13 protein-coding genes and 1 pseudogene are annotated in these 20,522 nt (G+C 47.5%); all 14 read right to left on the bottom strand.

What is annotated here, in order from left to right:
* Positions 1–8 precede the first annotated feature (8 nt).
* The gene (locus tag DBK98_RS08315) at positions 9–1,388 is read right to left on the bottom strand and encodes an MFS transporter (RefSeq protein ID WP_032537256.1); all 1,380 of its coding nucleotides are present in this window, start codon (positions 1,386–1,388) and stop codon (positions 9–11) included.
* A gap of 25 nt (positions 1,389–1,413) precedes the next feature.
* Positions 1,414–2,586, bottom strand: a complete 1,173-nt coding sequence (locus DBK98_RS08310) for a 4-O-beta-D-mannosyl-D-glucose phosphorylase (protein ID WP_032537178.1) — start codon at positions 2,584–2,586, stop codon at positions 1,414–1,416.
* A 36-nt stretch (positions 2,587–2,622) separates the two neighbouring features.
* On the bottom strand, positions 2,623–3,747 hold the full coding sequence (locus tag DBK98_RS08305; protein WP_022011977.1) for a glycoside hydrolase family 26 protein: 1,125 nt from the start codon (positions 3,745–3,747) through the stop codon (positions 2,623–2,625).
* A 91-nt stretch (positions 3,748–3,838) separates the two neighbouring features.
* Complete coding sequence (locus DBK98_RS08300) at positions 3,839–4,843, bottom strand: methylcobamide--CoM methyltransferase (RefSeq protein ID WP_032537180.1); 1,005 nt, start codon at positions 4,841–4,843, stop codon at positions 3,839–3,841.
* 6 nt (positions 4,844–4,849) lie between these two features.
* On the bottom strand, positions 4,850–5,542 hold the full coding sequence (locus DBK98_RS08295) for a vitamin B12 dependent-methionine synthase activation domain-containing protein (RefSeq protein WP_032537181.1): 693 nt from the start codon (positions 5,540–5,542) through the stop codon (positions 4,850–4,852).
* A gap of 2 nt (positions 5,543–5,544) precedes the next feature.
* Positions 5,545–6,183: a corrinoid protein gene (locus DBK98_RS08290; RefSeq protein ID WP_032537257.1), complete on the bottom strand. Its 639-nt coding sequence runs from the start codon at positions 6,181–6,183 to the stop codon at positions 5,545–5,547.
* Positions 6,184–6,336: 153 nt separating this feature from the next.
* The gene (locus tag DBK98_RS08285; protein WP_022011979.1) at positions 6,337–7,590 is read right to left on the bottom strand and encodes a uroporphyrinogen decarboxylase family protein; all 1,254 of its coding nucleotides are present in this window, start codon (positions 7,588–7,590) and stop codon (positions 6,337–6,339) included.
* A gap of 5 nt (positions 7,591–7,595) precedes the next feature.
* Positions 7,596–10,040, bottom strand: a complete 2,445-nt coding sequence (locus DBK98_RS08280; protein ID WP_032537182.1) for a glycoside hydrolase family 3 N-terminal domain-containing protein — start codon at positions 10,038–10,040, stop codon at positions 7,596–7,598.
* Positions 10,037–11,338 (bottom strand): beta-galactosidase, encoded by a 1,302-nt coding sequence (locus DBK98_RS08275; protein ID WP_032537183.1) that lies wholly within the window; start codon positions 11,336–11,338, stop codon positions 10,037–10,039. The genes DBK98_RS08280 and DBK98_RS08275 overlap by 4 nt, the downstream gene beginning before the upstream one ends.
* Positions 11,339–11,459: 121 nt before the next feature.
* The gene (locus DBK98_RS08270; protein WP_032537184.1) at positions 11,460–12,575 is read right to left on the bottom strand and encodes a glycoside hydrolase family 26 protein; all 1,116 of its coding nucleotides are present in this window, start codon (positions 12,573–12,575) and stop codon (positions 11,460–11,462) included.
* Positions 12,572–15,789 (bottom strand): annotated as a pseudogene (locus DBK98_RS08265) (carbohydrate-binding protein). Before DBK98_RS08265 ends, DBK98_RS08270 begins: the two are co-directional and overlap by 4 nt.
* A gap of 2 nt (positions 15,790–15,791) precedes the next feature.
* A complete protein-coding gene (locus DBK98_RS08260) occupies positions 15,792–17,573 on the bottom strand; it encodes a hypothetical protein (RefSeq protein ID WP_032537185.1) in 1,782 nt (593 codons plus the stop codon).
* Positions 17,574–17,701: 128 nt separating this feature from the next.
* Positions 17,702–18,844, bottom strand: a complete 1,143-nt coding sequence (locus DBK98_RS08255) for a glycan-binding surface protein (protein ID WP_022011984.1) — start codon at positions 18,842–18,844, stop codon at positions 17,702–17,704.
* Complete coding sequence (locus DBK98_RS08250; protein ID WP_022011985.1) at positions 18,844–20,511, bottom strand: RagB/SusD family nutrient uptake outer membrane protein; 1,668 nt, start codon at positions 20,509–20,511, stop codon at positions 18,844–18,846. The genes DBK98_RS08255 and DBK98_RS08250 overlap by 1 nt, the downstream gene beginning before the upstream one ends.
* Positions 20,512–20,522: the final 11 nt, after the last annotated feature.

Here is a 20,522-nt window from a genome sequence, read left to right as displayed (position 1 = left end):
ATTTTGAATCATGATTGAGCAGTTTGTCTTTTCTTCTCCAATTCCGAGGTCACCTCTTTCATTCTCTTCTCCGACAGTGGGTACATGCTGATAAAGATAACAGACAGTACCGTCCCGACGGCCGGCAACCAACTGAGAAACATCTTAATTCCGTGAATGGCTTCTACACTCTGCACCTCGTTGGCACGAAATCCGAAGTAAGCCAGTAGCCAACCGGTCAATGCACTTCCTATAGCCCATCCGAACTTCTGGCTCATGGACGAAGAGGAAAAGATCAGCCCCGTAGCCCGGTTGCCTGTCTTCAGTTCGGAATAGTCGGCACAATCGGCATACATCGACCAGAGCAAAGGGAAGATACTTCCGGCACAAATGCTGATGAGTACCTGGAAGACAAAGATCAGAGCGATATCTCCTTTTCCGAACCAGTAAAAAATGACGGAAAGTATGGTAGCCAGGCTCATGGCTCCCATATATGTATTCTTTTTGCCAATGCGGTTGCTGACCGGTGCGGCAAGAATCACCCCCACGATATTGGCAGCCTGCCCCACTGCCAGGTAAAGCCCACTCAGCACAAAAGAGACCCCGAAGAGGGAGACTGTTGAATAATCCTCTTCTACCACAAAGTACTTAAAATAATAAACCGTAGCTCCGTCACGGATGGAGTTGAAGACCAGGGCCGCCACTCCGGCACCCAGCAAGATCCACCACGGGCGGTTGTGAAGCAGATCCCTCAAGTCATCTTTCAGAGAGCCCTGCACTTCCCAGATCGGTTTCACCCGTTCACGCGTCAACGCAAAACAGAGATAGAACAGAACCGCACACATCACAGCGATCACCACTACACTCAACATCCAGCCACGCTGTTCATCCTCCGCACCTCCAAACAGATTTACCATCGGCATGAACAGCAACAAAGCGATGAAACTGCCGATATAGGCAAAAGTCATGCGATAGGTGGACAACGTGTTCCGCTCTTTCGGATCGGGACTCATCACTCCCAGCAGAGAAGCATAAGGCACATTGATAGCCGAATATACCATCATCATCAAAGAATAGGTGATGTAGGCATAGACAAGTTTTCCCGTATCGCTCAGTTGCGGAGTGGTGAAGGTAAAGATACCTATCAGCGCAAAGGGGACAGCAAGATACAGCAGGTAAGGACGAAACTTGCCCCAGCGGGTCTGGGTACGGTCGGCAATCACTCCCACAATAGGGTCGAAAGCCGAATCCCACACCCGGGTAATCAGAAACATGGTTCCTACCACAGCGGCCGGCAGCCCGAACACATCGGTGTAAAAAATCATCAGATAAGAACCGAACAGTTTCCAGAACATGGATGAAGCCATATCGCCCAATCCGTAGCCGATCTTCTCTTTCAGTGTAATCATGGTGGTCATTCTATTCTTGGTTTTCTTATTTCATCAGTTTCAGGTTCCGTTCAATCAGATTTTTGAGTACCTCCACCGAAGCCGAGGAACAAAAACCGTCCTGAGGGGTATGCAGGCAATAGTCCACCAACCGTTCGACAGTCGAGGTGGCCACGTGCATCCGGGTATCCGACGAGGCATAGTAGATAAACACTTTCCCGTCATCATCGGCTATCCAGCCATTCGAAAAGAGTACATTCGATACATCACCGACGCGTTCTTCTCCTACCGGAGCCATAAAGTAGCCGGCCGGAGAGGCTATCAGCCGGGTAGGGTCTTCCAACGAAGTCATATACATATACAGCACATACCTCAGTCCGGCGGCACAATTGCGTACCCCATGAGCCAGGTGAAGCCATCCCTGAGGGGTCTTGATGGGATGCGGCCCTTCACCGTTCTTCACCTCTTTGATGGTGTGGTAATAGCGTTTGTCGATAATCTTCTCTTCACTCACCTCTGCATGAGTCATGTCGTCAATCAGTGCCCACCCGATACCTCCTCCGCTACCTGTATCTATGAATCCGTCTTGCGGACGGGTATAGAGTGCATACTTTCCATCCACAAACTCGGGATGAAGCACCACATTGCGTTGCTGGCTCTTTGTTTTCAGATCCGGCAAACGTTCCCAATTTTTCAGGTCTCTGGTGCGAGCGATACCGGCCGTGGCAGTAGCCGACGACAAGTCACCGGCAGGAGCATCATCATCATGCCGCTCGGCACAGAAGATGCCGTAAATCCAACCGTCTTCGTGAGCGGTGAGACGCATATCGTATACATTGGTTGCCGGAATCACATCTTCGGGCAAAGTCACCGGATATTCCCAGAAACGGAAATTATCAATACCATTCGGGCTTTCGGCAACAGCAAAGAATGATTTGCGGTCGACTCCCTCTACCCTCACCAGCATCAGATATTTCCCCTCCCACTTAATGGCCCCGGCATTCAGCGTTGCATTCACGCCGATACGCTCCATCAGGAAAGGGTTGGTCTCCTCATTCAGATCGTATCGCCAAAAGACAGGCGTATGCGCAGCGGTCAGCACAGGATAACGGTAACGCGTTATCACTCCGTTTCCTTCTTCTATCGGTTCGTTCCTGCGTGTTAACAGTGCTTCATGCCCGGAGAGCAATTTAGCAACTTTATCATTAAACAGACTCATAATGGACAGTGTTTTTATCGTTATTTATTTGATTTTCTATTTATAAAGGTCTTTCACGTCCGAGACAAACAAAGTTTTCGGCTCACGGTAGAACTTCACAAAGTCATCGGCAGACACCTGCCCGGGATAAGGAGCATAATAGTGATTCACCCGTTCACGTGCATTGCGCCATACCAGCACATAACTGATAGGGTACTTGCTGATTACCGGATAGAGTGTCTGTGTCCACCAGGTAGAATCGGGAATAGCTTCGAAACCGGTTTCGGTGATGGCGATAGGCTTATTGTGCGACTGCCCCACTTCTGTCAGGATGGCAAGTGACTTATCCAGTTGCTCCATATACTGCGTCCGGTCGAACTGGTAGGTGTCAAAGCCCACCAGGTCGATGATGTCATCTCCCGGATAACGTTCCAGATAAGCTGCCGAATCCTTTGGTTCCGATCCCGGGGAATAAGCATAAAGCAAGTTCTTTACTCCTTTGGCATGCATACGTTCATACGTCATCCGCCAGAGGGCTTTGTATTGTTCAGCCGTACAAAGGTTTTGTCCCCACCAGAACCAGCTTCCGGTATGTTCGTGCCAGGGACGGAAAAGAACCGGTATCTTTGTCCCGTCTTCTGTTTCCAGAGTATTCATAAAGGCCGCAACGGCATCGAGCCAACCCACGAACTTGGTGTGATGTGTTCCACCGGGAAGTATGGAGGCAACAACCGTCGTGTCACTCACATCCCATGCGTCTTTGCCTGTCGACGGATTGTCGAGGTGCCAGCTGAAAGAAACCATTCCTCCACGCTTGTACTGGTTAATCGTTTCCTGCCGTATTTTACGGAACTGCACATTATCCAGACTTTTCTCACCTTCCAATTCTATATGCCCCAGATCGAACGACATAACCGCAGGATAGTCACCGCACACACTTTTCACGTCACTGCGCCCTTCGTCACCTTCCCAGCCCACACCGTAAAGCGGATCGTCATGGTGACCGAACATGAATCCTTGTCCGGGAATCTGCCGGAGATTATTCAATAAGTTCACCGTTTCCGCTGTACGCAGGGTATCAGCAACTGTTTCCGACCCCGTTTTCTTTCCCGAAGGAGAACAGGCACCCAATCCTGCCATCAGCAGTGCACCTGTAGCCAATATCTTTATTCTCTTAATCATAAATCGTTTATTTAGCAATGAATACTTCACAAAAGTAGGAGGGATTCCCCCCGGAAACAAGTACAATATTATCCAATACTGGTATTATCATTCATCTCCCCTTATTGTATTTCTCTACAGCCAGATAAAAAGCCTGAATGTTATCAAAAGGTACTTCGGGCGGAGTGTCGCAACCGGTAGAGACAATAAAGTTAGCGTATCCGGCTGTACGGCTCAGAAGTTCTTCTGTCTGCGCGAAAACTTCTTCGGGAGTTAACATCCTGAATACGCCCACAGGGTCCAGATTCCCCATCACCCATACATCCGAAGGGCACTCGCGGAGAGCGGCAAGCATATCCGCTTTATTACCGAAATGATATCCTTGGGCACCGGTAGCCAGCATAGCCGGAGTACAATGTCCCGTATTACCGCAATTATGCAGGATAACCGTAAACGAATCGTCCTGCACGGCATCGATAATGCGTTTCACGTAGACAGACGAATATTGCAGGCAATCTTCGTTCGAAAGAAGCCCCGCAGCCGGTTCCGCCATAATGACCCCGGCTACCCCGGTCTCCTTAATGGCAAGACAATAGCGCAGAATGAACTCCGTACATTTTTCAAGCAATAGCCGGGCTGTTTCGGGTTCTGTATAAATAGCCATCATGATTTCCGTCATATCATACAGACGTCCTGCCAAAGAGTAAGGACCGATACATCCCGCCAGCACGGGCTTATCTATCCCTTTTGCCGCCAGGCGGTCGGCCTGCAAGTATTGAGGCACACGCCCGGATTCAAGTGAAGGAACCTGCAAGGCCTCTACATCCGCATATCCGGCAAGCAGGTGCCCGGACACGCTGGGTACTTCATTGGAAGACATACTGAGTTGTGCTCCAAAGGCTTCTGCCTCTACTGTAAGATCCATAATGGTGGTACAAGCCACCGATTGCGGAAAACATTCATTCAAGGCACGGATGGCGTGATAATGGATTTCTCCGTTCGTTACGGCATCCAGCACCCGTTTACCCAGTAACTCGATGCCCGGATGGGTCATGATGGGCATTGCCACCCGTTTCTCTGATACTAATTTATCTTTTATATATTGTGACAGTTCCATAGCATTCTATCTTTTTAGTTTATTTCTGTTTTTATAGCAATCGGCTTTGCCGCACAGTTCGCATCCATATTTCCGCTTGGCCATGCGGGGACCATAAGCAAGAATACCGCTGACCGACTTAATGGGTGACATCAGGGAAGAATCACTCAACCGAATCCCACAAGGAGATTCGGGCAGGCAACTGAAAAGTAACTGTTGCTGTGTGACATGCCACCCGCAATAACCGGGACTGTAAGGATGGCTCACCCCATAGCCTAAAGCGAACATCTGTGTTTCCACCTTCCGGCACACCTCACGGACGACAGCTTCGGCAATCGCCGAACCATAGGCATCCAGAAGAAACTCCCGCAGAATGTCACCCCGGGCGCACGTTTCATGCTGAAAAGCCTCAAACTCACGCCCCGCAGTGGCCACAAAGAGCGCATAGCCCGCAGCATCTTTCAGATAGGGAGTAATAACGGCTCCCGTCTTCAGGCAAATCCCATTCACTCCCACTTCGCAAGTACCGGCCGGTTCGGAATCGAACAGAATATACAGAAACCGGGGAATACAAATGCCGGCAATCTCTTCTTCGAGTGCACGGCACATTGCCCGCATCTCTGCGTCGGGCACGTAACCGGCACCCATCGAAAGACTGATGTCGAGCCTCAACGAGGTGAAAGGCAGGCATCCTTCAACGATATGGGGATTCATAAACATGTTCAGCAGGCGTTTATCAACTTTTTAGCCACGATTACGGCTGCATTGGCATTACTGGTATAGGCATCGGCACCGATAGACCTGGCAAAAGCATCGCTGACAGGCGCACCTCCCACCATCACCTTCACTTTTCCCCTCAATCCGGAGGTTTCGAGGGCATCGATTACCTCCTTCATATAGTTCATGGTAGTGGTGAGCAACGCGGACATACAAATGATGTCTGCCTTGTTCTCCAGTGCCGCAGAGATGAATTTGTCACTCGATACGTCTACTCCCAGGTTGATGACTTCAAATCCACACCCTTCAAACATGGAGGCGACCAAGTTCTTACCGATATCATGCAAATCTCCCTTGACCGTACCAATCACAATCCTGCCGATGTACGAATCGGCCTTCCCCTGCATCAGTGGTTTGAGTATATCGAGGGCACCACGCATGGCACGTGCGCTCATCAGGAGATTCGGCACAAACACCTGTCCCGATTCAAAACGTGCACCGATGGCTTCCATGGCCTTGACCATATATTCATTGATGATCTCCTGAGGTGCGACTCCTCCGGCAACCGCTTCTCTGGTAACGCTGACTGCCTGTTCCAATTTACCCGCCAAGATGGCTTCATATAATTCATTGAGGTTATTCATGGCATTTATCATTTATAAGATTAATAATGTATATATATGTACTCTTTCCCAACGAACCTCTGACATAGATTCATTGCATTGATGTATCCTCATCCGGCAACAGTTGCCGGCAGATTTTCATATTGTCAATAATTATAGCCCCACAAACGGTCCTCAGCGGAAATCCTTTAAAGCATCGAACATCGCAACTACATTCTCGACGGGAACATTGGCCTGAATGTTATGGACGGCATTAAAAACAAACCCTCCGTCACGTCCCAATATCTCACACTGCTCCTTTACATGGCGACGTATCTCGTCCGGAGTACCGAAAGGCAGTATCTTCTGCGTGTCGACCCCTCCTCCCCAGAAAGTCAGCCGGCTGCCGAATTCCTCTTTCAACCTCCGGGAATCCATGTCTTTGGCATTAATCTGAACCGGATTGATAATGTCGAATCCGGCTTCGATCAGCCCGGGCAAAATGGGAATGATAGCTCCGCAAGAGTGCTTGAATATTTTCCAGGTGGTATGCTGATGTATCCAGTCGTTCATCCGCCGATAGTGCGGCAACCAAAGTTCGCGGAAGGTATCTATGGAACAAAACTGCGACTCTTGTGAACCGAAATCTGTACCACATGTCAGCACCACCTCTATTTTATCTCCGAGTGCAGCCCAAAGTTTCTCATAATTAGCAATGGCAATATCAATCTCTTTCTCAAATACCTGATGCAGATAATCCTGCCGCATGGCTGTAGACATATACCACTCCACCACACTCCGGATCCCCTTCGGCTGCTTCAGCCCCATACCGGGAACAAAAGCAACGTCTCCCAAGGCTGTGCCTCCGAAACTGGCCACGACGGCCCGGCCGGTCTGATATGCTTTATCTGTCTCCGAACGGTAATAAGCCAGATCTCCCTCCGTCAGCAATCCGAACTCTTCCACATTGTCTTCCGGATTCAGCTGTTCTTCGTCAATGGGGTGCTGACGCTCGATGGCATTAATAAAATAGCATCCTTTGGGCATCACGGCACTGGGGGGATAGCTTTTATCTCCTCCGGCATGCACATAAACATCTCCTTGAGCATCGGGAGTAAGATCCATCGCTTCAGGCACCAGCACCAGTTGTCCCCAAGGTGTTGTCTGTTCACGCATACGGGTTACATCCAGATCGAAAATATCTTTAGGGCCTCCTATACCGATACAGTCCACCCCGATCTTTTCAGCCAGTTCCGCATCTACTTCCCCTAACATTTGAAAGGCATCCACAATCTTTACCGGCCGGGGTTCCAGCCCATAATAATTCCTCAATGCTTCTACAATGCGGCAATGAATGCCCGTAACCGCTGTTGCACCGAAATCGACCGGTACACTACCTGTATTCCGGTGATTGAGTGCACTGCGCACTTTATCTCTTGATCCGTTCATAGCATTTACATTTTAAAAGTATATTTTCGGTTTATCTCAAATTCCTGCTGACAGGCAATGTCTTCGGAAGAGCCTCCTGCCATGACTGTAAAACGTCCCGGTTCCACGGCCCATTCACCGTCCCGCATATACAGGGCCAACGACTTCTTGTCGAGAGTAAAAGTTATTTCCCGGGTCTCACCTGCTTTCAGGCGTACACGTCTGAAAGCACGCAGCTGTCTGTCAGGGGTTGTAAAGCTGCCGACTTCATCCCGCAGATAAAGCTGCACCACTTCGTCACCATCCACTGTACCCTGGTTGCGTACAGTTACCGATACATCTACCCGGCAGTGATTGCTTTCTTCACTCACCCGAACCTTCATGCCGGTATAGGAGAACGTCGTATAGCTAAGGCCATAGCCAAAAGGATAACGGGGAGTACCCGCCTCTTCTATATAGCGACTGCGATTTCCCTTACGTTTCGTATTATAGTACACCGGAAGCTGTCCGACCGAACGCGGAACGGAAAGTGTGAGACGACCTGCCGGATTGTAATCGCCAAATAGCACATCTGCCACAGCATTTCCTCCCTGCATACCCGGATACCAGGCATCAAGAATTGCATCTGCTTCCTGAATGACTCCCTCCATCAATAACGGGCGCCCTTTGATCAGGACCAATACCATCGGCTTGCCCAATTTGCGAACCTCTTCCAGCAATTCCAATTGTCTGCCCATAAGATGAAGTGTGGCACGGTCATATCCCTCTCCACTTTCCATATCACTGACCCGGTTTGCAGAGACCTTGGCGGCTCCTGTCTCTTCATATTCCGAAGAAAAATCCCGGGCACTCGATCCTCCTACTACCATCACCACGACATCGGCACTACGGGCAGCCTCTATGGCATCGGCAAATCCGGTACGGGAAGAATCCCGCACGGCACAACCTTTGGCATAAAGCACACGGGTGTCTTTAGAAACTTTTTGCCGGATGCCCTCCAGAACAGTCACCACAGAACCGTCTGCCTGAGGGGCTGTATAGTCACCAAGCATATTATAACCATTATCGGCATTGGGACCTATGACGGCAAGGGTACGAATATCCTTCTTCAACGGTAACAGCTTGTCTTCATTCTTAAGCAGAACGATCGACTGACGGGCAACTTCACGAGCCAGTCCGATATGCTCGGGAGAGGCGACCAGTTGTGCCGGACGCTTATCATCAACAAACGGAGCATCAAACAATCCCATGTGGAATTTGAGAGATAATATGCGGCGTACCGCCTTATCTACTGTCTCCATAGCGACATCTCCTTTTCGAACTGCGGCAACCAGTTGTTCCGCATATACATTCGTCCCCAGATCACTATCCACCCCGGCATTCACAGCTTTCACGGCTGCTTCATAGTCACTGCCTGCAACTCCGTGTTCCCGTAATCCGCCAATAGCATACAAATCGGACACGACGAAACCTTTGAATTGCCAACGGTCTTTCAAAATATCTGTCAGCAAATAGCGGCTTCCGGTACACGGATTACCGTCTATTTCATTATACGAACTCATCACCGACAATGCTCCTGCCCCTACAGCTTCACGAAAAGGAGGGAAAATAGCTTCTTCCAATTCACGTTCGCCCAGATGGGCAGTACCTCCGTTATGTCCCCCTTCGGTCCAGCCATACGAGGCAAAATGCTTGAGAGTGGCAATTACGCTTTTACGCCCCCTTAGTGTGTCCCCTTGAAAACCGCGTACCAAAGCAGCTCCCATCACTCCATTCAGATAAGGGTCTTCTCCGTAAGTCTCTTCCACACGTGACCAACGCGGATCGCGGGCTAAATCGAGTACCGGCCCATAACCGATATGCGCTCCCTGAGCACTTGCTTCGATTGCAATAACACGCCCCATCTGCCTGATCAGCTCCGGATTCCAGGTACTGGCCTGACCAATGGAAGTGGGAAAAACGGTTGTACCAATCGCCATATGTCCATGAGGGCATTCTTCTGCCAGGAACAACGGAATGCCCAAACGGCTATGCTCCATGACAAAAGCCTGAAGACGGTTGGAGGCGCGGGCAGCCAATGAAGGATTGAGGCCGGTATGCAGTGTGCGCTGTGTCCATGGATCGGCCCGCATAAAGCCCCAGAGTGCCCCGATATGATATTCGCTGATTTCCTTTTCCAACCGTGCAGTCAGGCGAATTTCCTCTCCCACCCGTTCGTACATCGGCCATCCCAATGAAGTAAGCATCTGGCCTACCTTTTCTTCCAGCGTCATCTGTGACAGAAGGTGCTCTACACGCTCTTCTACCGGAGCAGAGGGGTTTTCATAGGTATCCATCTGCCCGTTCTTATTCAGATCATAAAAAAGGAGCCGCGTTGCTTTATCTTTTTTCTTCCCGAACGTATCCTTGCCATGGATCGGGCATATGGGAATCACTCCCAGCAACAGAATACACAGTAATTTCATTTTCATTGTTTCTGAATTATCTGGTTAATATCATTTACCGTCTCTCTAATCATATCCACTGTCGAATCCGTTGCATAAACCGAATTCAACCCTTGTTCTTCCTGCCCGGGATCTCCCATGTAGTCATCTCCTTTTTGCCAGAAGAGGTGGCGGGGTTGTGCAAATCCACCCCATGCCCAGAAATTACATCCTTGAAAAACGCCTTTCCCGGCAGCATGCTTTTTGACGATATCAAACACTTCCCTATAATAAAGGTCTCGTTGGACAGTCGGACTGTCCGAGGCAAACTTTACGCTGTCTCTCGGCAAACCGAACTCTTCAAGCACCAACGGCTTGTTTATTTTATAGGCCTCTTGGGCATGTATGTCAATATAAGAGCAAGTATTCTTGATGGCCTGTCCGAGAGTTCCCGGAATATCTTTCTTATCGATCCATCCCCAATTGTTCGGCCAGATATGAATCGTGGCATAATCGATATTGGCATCGGCATGAATGGAAGTCCAAAGTGAAAGATCTCCTTCACAACCGGCCATTCCCTCCGATCCGACCGAGACCAGATGATTAGGGTCCAATGATTTAATAAGTGCCGCACAATCCGCAATCCACGCCGCAAAGCTTTCCTTATTCTCCTCACCGAACGGACGGGGTTCATTTCCTATCTGCCAGGACATGATCGCAGGATCTTCACTGTATTTCTTTCCCGTGTACCGGTTGACACGATTCACGACGTGGGTAACATGATTCCGGAACAGACGGTGTGCTTTTTCAGACTTAGCGTATTGTGCCACATAACCGGAGAAAGCATCCCACCCGGCTATATTCGGCATCGGTACCTCACCGTGCCCCGCCCAATAAAGGTATTGGGAATATCCGCCCGACCACTCCCAACTATTGTTCAGGAAAAGCACAGCATACATATCCCGTTTGCCCAACTCCGATAAGAAATAATCGAGTCCGTCGAAAATAGTATCGTTATATACGCCCGCTTCTATCTGAAGCACAGGTTCAGCTTTTGTCGGGATACCATCTTTTCCATCGGCCCCGACAAGAACACGCAGGTTATTGATTCCATGGGCTTTCAGGTGATCGAGTTCACGAAGCAGCCTTTCACGATTCCCCCCCTGCCCCTGTGACCCCAATATGGCTCCATACCAGAAATTGGTCCCAATATAATAGTAAGGTTTTCCATTCACCGTCAGACGCCCGTCTGACACACGGACAAAAGGATCGGAGGAAATCCGGGGAGAAGTACATGCCCCGAACACGACCAGCAAGGTCAGTAGTATACTCGATAGGGTTTTCATAATTATCAGATGTTTTATTTATAAGATTCTTTTCACTCTGTAACTGATATTGCAAAGATAAGCGTCGTCCGCATATATACCTAATACTATCTTAGCATTCCATGATATTATTATAAGCAGGTTAAGGCCAAGTATAGAAATCGGGAATCTCATCTGCAAAAAGTATCAGGGAATCTTCCTTAAACCGACAAAAATCGGTTGCAGCCGGATGTCCTTTATAAGGAGCAAACCCGGACCAGCTACACACATAGTTCAAAGCTACTCTTTCCGAACGCAGGATGGACAACAATTGCGTATACCACAACGAGTCACGGGTCTGTGTACCGGTCTCGGTAATAGCCGAAAGTTTTGCATGCTGCTGGGCATACTGAGTCAGTATACGTGCTTTCAAAACAACCAGAGAAGTGTCTCCTCCATCCGGACGAAAATCCCAGTAATTATCCATTCCTACCACATCTACATATTCATCTCCCGGATAGCGTTCCAGGTATTCGGCTTCGGTAGTAAAGCCACAATCAGGAGAGAAAGCATACAGAAAGTTATGTACCTGCAGAGAGTCCCTGAGGTAAGTGACCGTAAACCTATATAATTCTTTAAACTCCTCAACCCGGCAATGATTTCTGCCCCACCAGAACCAGTTGCCATCAAACTCATGCCAGGGACGGAATATAATGGGAGTCAATTCTCCGTTGTCGGCTTTTGCATTGTGGGCAAAGTCGGCAATGATTTTCAGGTCAGCCTTAAATATAGCATGATGGGAACCTCCCGGTAAGATATGGCGGACCACCCGGGTGGTATCATAAAAGTTTCCACCGGTCACCGGATTGTAATAATGCCAGCAGAATGTAATCACGTTACCTCGGTTATATGCAGCATGAAACTTCTGCCGGATGTAATCCGGGTCTTTTGTTTCCCAACTACGGGGATTTGTAAAATGAAGAAAATCAAAGCTGGCCAAAGCTGGATAAGTTCCCGTCACATCGTATGCGTCACATCGGTTCGCTTCATCCCGCCAGCGTGTGGTATCCGAGTCAAACCCATCCATTTCATAATTATGTTGTCCGTAAACAACCTGTTTCCCGGTCAGTTGGCGCAAGTTATAAAACAAAGCTGCCGTCCGTTCAGTTGCGCCTGAATCAACCAGCATCTGTCTGGTTTCTGTCAGCAAATTCCTTTGCGGGGGAACACAGGACAAGATGCAGACCACAGTAGCAATGTATATTCCAATTCTTTTCATTGATAATCTATTTGAATGATATCTGATGCCTCACTTTCACAATCCCACCGTGATACGGAAGTCAGGCGATAATAATAAGTCCCTTTTAAAGGAGTTCCGTCAAAATCGAATCCATTATCGGCAAAGGTGCATGTATTTCCAGCTACAAACGTCACAAACGTACCTGCCCCGACTGCAAAATCGGGAGTCTTAGCACGATAGATGCGATACATTTCCGCATTCTCCGTACAAGTCCAGTACATACGGTTATTATCGATTTGTTTTACCACCGGAGGTATCGGTTTATCATTCCCCTGTACTCCCGTCACCACTACCGTATGATTCCGGAACGGAGCAGAGGCCGGATAAAAGGAGGTATTGTGAGAATCGGAAACAGAAATATAGTATTCTATTCCTTTTTCGGTAATCCCGGAAGCAGGCAACGTCAATGTGAAGACAGCTCTGACCCGGCGTTCAAACGGCAACTCTTTCCATACTTTATCTCCCGGTTTCCGATAGTGAAGTGTTCCGGATACAACTTCGGGCAACCGGTCTTCAACCACAGAAAACCGGATATGCAACGGAGCTCCCTTCATTACGGAAGTCACCGGAGAATTAATAACAATAACCGGTGCTTCACGATCTGCATTTCCAGCCGGACACCGGGCAGGTATTCCCAAAGGACTCTTATGCCCTTCAACATCCACCGTGTACACCGAATAGACAGCAACTCCATGAAACATATCCCGATAGCATGTCACACCGGCTGCCAATGTATCAATTTCTTCTCCATTACGACAAACAACAAAAGCCTTTGCCGCCGGTTCTTCATTACGCCAACTGACCAATGCTCCCACACGAGTTCCCTTGGCTGTGATATGCGAAGGTGCCTGTACCCGCTGTTGCTTACGAAGTTGATTGATTTTCGCTACATAATTCTGTTTGACAAATCTATTCTGAGTACTCATGATATTCCCGTAGGACGAAATATCCTCAATACGATACAGGAAGCTGCGCGCCCATTCATCCATCTTTCCGGGTAAATCATCCCACCGATAAGCTTCAAAACCGGCATTCAACGCAATGTGGCAAGCAGCACCCTGAATGCGCGCGCGCAACCGGGAAAGACGCAACCTCTGAAGTGCATCCGGAGTAACCGCCATACAACTATCAATGGTTTTCAATTGTGCTTCAGCTAATTTTTCCGCCCCGGCTATCACATCAAAAGGTTGAAAACGAATATACAATGTATGAATACCCTTCAATCCGCTCATCGGAACCGTCAGCGTTCTCCAAGATTGCCACCCTTCCGTATTCTTTACCTCAAACCGGGCGATAACAGGGCCTTCCAGACGGTCCAGACAAACAGTGGCAACCCCACCCGAAGATGCAGAAGCGACCCGAACGGACATCCGCTCAGGACTATTACTAAAATCAACCGCAGGATACTCCAACCAGTCATCCGCCATAATATACCCTACACACTCACCACCTTCATCACAAGGGGCATTTTGGGTACCTTTCTTCTCTTTGTATCCGGTAGCTTCTATCTTTACGGTTTCTCCATTTTTCCCGATAAAAGCCATCGAACGAAGGTTCATCAACGGATAAGTATGCACCACCTGATTAAATCCGGGTGTTTCCTGACACTCGCCAAAGTCAGTGGCAAAAGGCTCGTTTTGATTGATAATACCGGTAATAACATCAGCCGCATTTTTCCCGTAACTGGCACATGCAAAATCCCGATATACCTTCTCCGAAGAATCCAGTACTTCACGCTTATACCAGGGGGCCTTACTGATATACCACATTTTAGGAGAAATAGCGTCGGCCAGTCTCCACGTCAGTGCATAAAAACCATTCATATTGGGAGAAGCATCTCCAAAGGCCCGGATGGTTTCCGACAGATCCACATTATAAGGATAGTAATATTCAGAACTGTTAAAATCCCGTTCCAACCAGGGACATCCCAGTATTCACGACTGCCATACACACTTCCCGGTTCGAACGCTGCCGAATAATAAGATATGGGAGCACAAATAACATCTTCGGGCAGACTATTCACTGATTCCGGGGGCAGCCCCCACCCCGATACAGCTATACGGGTAGAAGGCGACATCCGCTTCATCTCTTCATAGAATCCATCAAAAACTCTCCGCCAGCGGGCATAAAAAGCTTCATTCTTCTGACCCTCAGACTGGAAACAAAGCAGATAATCCAGTTCCGGATATTCACAGGCAATTTCTGTAACCTGTGCCTTAATTACTTCTCTATTATCCGGCTCAGTCTGATATTCCGGCAAGAGGACATCGATATCCAATCCTAAGCCTATTTTCACACCACGCAAATGTGCATAGGCGATCACCTTGCGGAATATAGTTGCTCCTTTCTCTTTGATCTGGCTATTCGTCAGCGTTTCATTATGTAACCCATAATCAGCTCCAAAATCATAGTCATCATAAATCCCGGATGCTCCAAAAAGATATTCATTGACATCCCATCCGGGGCAACACCATCCGTGTCCGGTCTTTATGGTAGGCATCCATCCACGTGACAAATGGCCTTTATACTCAAAATTATGAAACAATTCATTATGCCCGCAAAACCCGTTATAGTTATGAATCATAATAAAATTCATCCGCATCCGCGCAGCCTGATCTATGATGTAACGCCAATCATCCCATGAGTAAATCGTAGCCGATTGCGGAAAATTAGTCCAGGGAAGAAATCCGCGAACGGTCATTGTCGGCGTACGTTCATCCCGGATAAACGGTAACTTTGTCTGCGGCTTTTTTTTATCGGGATACACATCCCCGTTCATATAGAAACGCATTCCTAAATGATCCTCCAATAACCCATATACGCCATAAAGCAGTCCACTGGCATCCGCACCGGCAATAACCACCAGTTGCCTGCCTTTTTCCTTCACTGTCCAAATGACATACCCCTGTGCTCCGGGCACTGATGCCAGAGACAGCACTCCATTGTCTTTCCAAGAAGTCATCAACGGATGATCCAATCTTGTAAGCACAAATTCCGTTTTCCTGTCCGGCACCTCTCCATGTCCGACAGATAATAGCCGCCCGGACAACTGATAGTAATATCGTTGAAGCTCTGCTGCCGCATATTCTTCGACCGGTGTACCCGAAGTAACCAATAAAATCTGTGCTTTGATTGTCGATGCTGTCATTGCCAGAATCAAAACAGCCAGCAGGTGATATGCCATTCGTCTCATTTCTATTTTATTTTATTTTCCAGATAAGTTTTAAGTTCATTGTATTCACGCCACACACGCTGGTTCAAAGAGCTAAGAACGCCCAGTTCTCCACGTGAATGAACCCGTTTCACATAAGTATCGAACATCTCTTTGATTGGTGCTGAAAGCAATAACCGGTATGCATCCGCATATTCCTGTGAAGCATCTATTTTCTCACCTTGCGCTTCTTTCTTCTTTAAGGTAAAAGCAGGCATCATAGCCTGATCCACCTCTCCCAAGAAAAGTTCAAAACGAAACATTGCTATGAAACGTTCCAGATTATCCCGCTGCTCCCCTTTTAACTTTTTCAATAATGATTCTCCGGAAGACACCAGTTCTTTCCGTATCCGCACATTATTTTCGTCCAGCAGTCCCCATTCCGGAGTATAGGCGTAAAACTCCGGCGAAGGCACATTCCACTGAATTTGTTTCCGATCCATTCCGGCAAGCAACGGGGTCATTTTTTTAGCCGCATCTTTTCCGAACTCCTCCGTCAGAAATCTGTCATACAACTGCTCCACACTTTCTTTGGCATCTTTATCCGAAGCAAAATGGGCAAACGTTCGGAAATTAAAACGAGGTTCCTCCGTACGCCAGTGGATAGCAACCACTCCGTCCAGATTCTGTTTAGCGGCAAGTTTCACATGTTCACGCATCATATGGACCCTTGGCTGAAAATGCCACAACTGGTGATCGCCTTCCAACCAGGGAACTGCCCATACATTACGGCTCCGGGCAATCTCTCCCAGAAACTCCGGTTGTGGATTTTTCCCCAGATCCGGATTGAGACAACTGAAAATAATATCTTTGGGCAAAGCTCTGTCCAATCCTTTCAGCAATGAAGGTAACTGATGTCCTCCTCCCCAGCCACCAAGGATCAATTTGGCATGCGAACCCTTTGATTTCAGATAATCATAAGTCAGTTTCATATATTCCAGCGCCCACACTCCGACAAAACGGGCCGATGAATCGGCCGCTTCCTCAAAGAAGCTTTCATTTTCCCGATAAGCACGGGCAAAAGGTGCATTCCGCAATGCTTTCTGAGTATCGACTCCCATAAACGAATGTTCATTCAGCCACATCCAGATGTAATCAATATCCGGATAAGCTTTCAGGATATCATCAATTGCAGCATAATGTATCTCGGCTGCTATCTGGCTTTTCGGATTCGGAATCATATTCGATTCACCTGGCCAATAGAAACAGTCTCCGGCTACATTCAAAGAAAAGTATTCGGGAGGAATCACTCCGAATTCAAATCCCATAGCCATACGAATTCCCCGTTCATGTGCCATTTTCAATACATCACGCATCAGCCCCTGGGCCTTTTCGTAATGCTCCCGGGGAGAGTACGAGGTAACCGAACCGTCATTACCGAAAGCTTCTGCCCCTGCAGGTAAGTGGAATGCTTTTCCCGTATCATAAGCAAAGTCTTTCACAGCCATCGGCAGATAGCCCCAACGTGCAGTCAGAGAATTATCAAAACAGGCTTGAGGAAGAATATTCTTATATTCTATTTTTATCATAGGTTCCACATAAGTGGCATAACGCTCACCACCCCCCGTATAATTGTGGAAACCAATGAAGTTGATACCATTTTTCTGACATTCATCCAGATAATTCCGGTAATCTGACAAGTTCCATGAAGTAGGTCCTGACAAGAAATTATGCCAGGGAAGTACCCCCCTGATATTAAATTTCTCCTGTGCCTGTATCCCCAGACAGAAGAACAAACCGATAAACAAATATTGAATTTTCCGCATTGTCATTCTTTTTTTATTCATATTGCGGAGTGAGTTAAAAAGAGGGATAGTTATAAGAAAACTGCCCCTCTTTTACCAACTCTACCCTACATCAGGCAGTCAATAAACTACCTTTCACTAAACACACCTTAATCTTTGGGAACAATACGGAAATTATCAAAGCATATATCCGTATCTTCCGCCCAACTATTACCCATAATCTGTAAAACTCCATCATTAGGAATGTCCCCTTTCCACATTTCTCCCAGGTCAATAGAAACCGTTTTCCACTCTCCGTTCGTATTCAAGGCGAGTCCCGATGCAAAAGGTTCCCAATCGTAATTAATCTGCGAGAAGTAAAATCGGATCTGTCTTTTGGTCAATGGCTTGATTGTATTTACTTCAAACTTCAGCAAATATTTATCCTGATCGGCAATAACCTCGGGAAAGTATTCGACAGCACACTGTGCAATAGTAGTCACCTCGTTCCAGTCCCAATCATTCGCATCTCCCTTATTAATCTTGAAACGGGAGAATTGTCCGCTGTACGGAGCAGGAACGGGACCATTTATCACATATTTACCACCTCCCCAACCGGTGAACGGGTCAAAGTCACACAGCATATTGCCCTTTTCCATATATTTACCGGGAACCATGACTTCTCCACAAACCGGGCTGACTAATTTAATTTTTGAACCTATTACGGCATCCTCCGGCAACACAAAACTCAGACTGTTACCGGTTGCTTTTGTTATCTCCGCTTCTTTTCCACCAAAGAACAGCTGCCCCGATTCGGTCGTTATCTCATAAAGATCAAAATAATCGCCAACCACCTGCATCGTATCACCTGCCGGCGTAAATTCATTGAACATACCGTTCACCTCCAATTCAGGAATAAACACCGATATCGGAGTAGTTACGGTAGAATTTCCGTTTCCTAAAGTTATCAGATTATTTACCTCTCCCGGAATTACCCTGGGGATCGGAAAAGTTATTTCTCCGGAAGTGATATACGCATCTCTCAAATCAACCTGTACATCATTTACCAGAATCGAATTAACAGCATTCAATCCTGTACCTTGCACAATGATATATTGTGCAAGATTAGCCTGATCGATCCCCTGTTCGCGATCGAGTACCGTAGATACCCGGGTGACAGCCAGAGGGGCATATTCCACTTCATCATCTTTACACGATGCAAACAGACCACAGCCCAGAATCACCCATACGAATAAAATATATCTAAATGTTTTCATTGTATCTTCAATTTTAAATGTTACGAATGTATTCATTACCATCCCGGATTGTTAGAATCAATCTTATCATTAGAGTTCACCTCACTGGTAGGTATCGGATATAGAAGATTACGCTCCAAACGACGTTTAGTCACATTATGCTCATCCATATCGATGGCATTCATCACATCCAGATAGATACCCCAACGGAAAAGATCATAACGGCGGTCAGCTTCATAGGCCAATTCACGGGCACGCTCTTCCAGTACAGCCGAACGGAATTCATCCTGATTCATTCCGGAGAACGGAGTGGCATGGGCACGCGTACGAATGCGGTTCACCTGATTATAGGCCTCAGCGTCCGGTCCGCCATTCAATTCATTGACAGCCTCAGCATAAATCAACATTATATCCGGCAAACGGAGCAACGGAAAGTGAAAATCACTGTTTTTTTGTTTCCGGTCTGTAACAAAAGTAAATTTCGTCAATTTCGCCAATGTCCACCCCTGACCTTCATGATAGACTTCCGTACCATCAAAAGCATTGCCCTGACTGTCATATACCTCCTTATTCTCTACTTTATCTGCATACCAACGGGGATAATAGTTATAGATAACCTTACCATTGGATATTCCATCCGACGCATATCGGTGAATAACTCCATCGACAATACGCGTATCCTGTTCTTCGAAAAGCAGATACCAGTGATCGCGCATACCATACCAGTTACCTTCCATCGTACCGTCTTCTTTGAAAATGCCCACATAATCCTGACAGATCGTGTTTCCAAAGTCCTTATCACCGCTGATGGCCTGTGCCATCCAGATGTGTTCTCCCTTATTACGGTTTCCTATGGCCCATACGTCCATATAATTATCAAACAGGGTATATTCGTTTATCACCTCCCAAGCTTTGTCACGTGCCAACGCATAATACTTGGCCGGATCAAAAGACTCATAACCTGCAACAGTCTTTGCAATGTGCGTGATAGGTTGTGGTTCAAATATATTCGGATCTCCTCCCTTAACCACGATAGGCACACCGGACATCGCCCCGGAAGCCATAGTAACATATACTTTCGCCAATAACGCTTTGGCAGCTCCGCTCGAGGCACGTCCCGCTACAAACCCGGCATCATCTTTCGAATACATTCCTTCAGCTTGTTCCAGCAATTCAATGATATGTGTGTATACGTCCGATACCGAGGCACGAGGCTGGCTCATAGCTTCCCCTTCCGATATTGATTTCCGGAAAATAGGCACAGGACCGTAATTTCTCACCAAGTTAAAATAAGCCCATGCTTTAAGGAAGCAGAGTTGTGCCAAAGCGTCCTGTTTACTCTCCGGAGTCAGGTTATTCATAGCCGAGATCTTGGATATACCCAGATTTGCCCGGTGAATCAACGTATAGCTGCCCTGCCACATATGATCTATTCCCCAGAATCCTTGTGGATTACCTGCTCCGACATTACCAAATGCCCATGATGCACCCGACGCATAGTCACAATCCATATTGGTCAGATAAAGATAAGAACCCGGAGCAATAAAGCTGGTGATCACTGTATTATAAGTACCTGTCACAAGCTGGGAAGCCGCACTCTCACTGTCTCCCAACTGTTCGGGTGACACAAAATCATAGGCCTTTTCTTCCAGCAAATCATTGCATGAACATGCCAACAGGACTGTCCATAGCAATAAAAACGATTTGAATATTATTTTTTTCATGACTTTTCTTG

It is taken from the genome of Bacteroides sp. PHL 2737, assembly GCF_004115325.2.
In the GTDB taxonomy this organism is placed as follows: domain Bacteria; phylum Bacteroidota; class Bacteroidia; order Bacteroidales; family Bacteroidaceae; genus Bacteroides; species Bacteroides hominis.
This window is presented reverse-complemented; position numbering and strand designations above follow the sequence as displayed.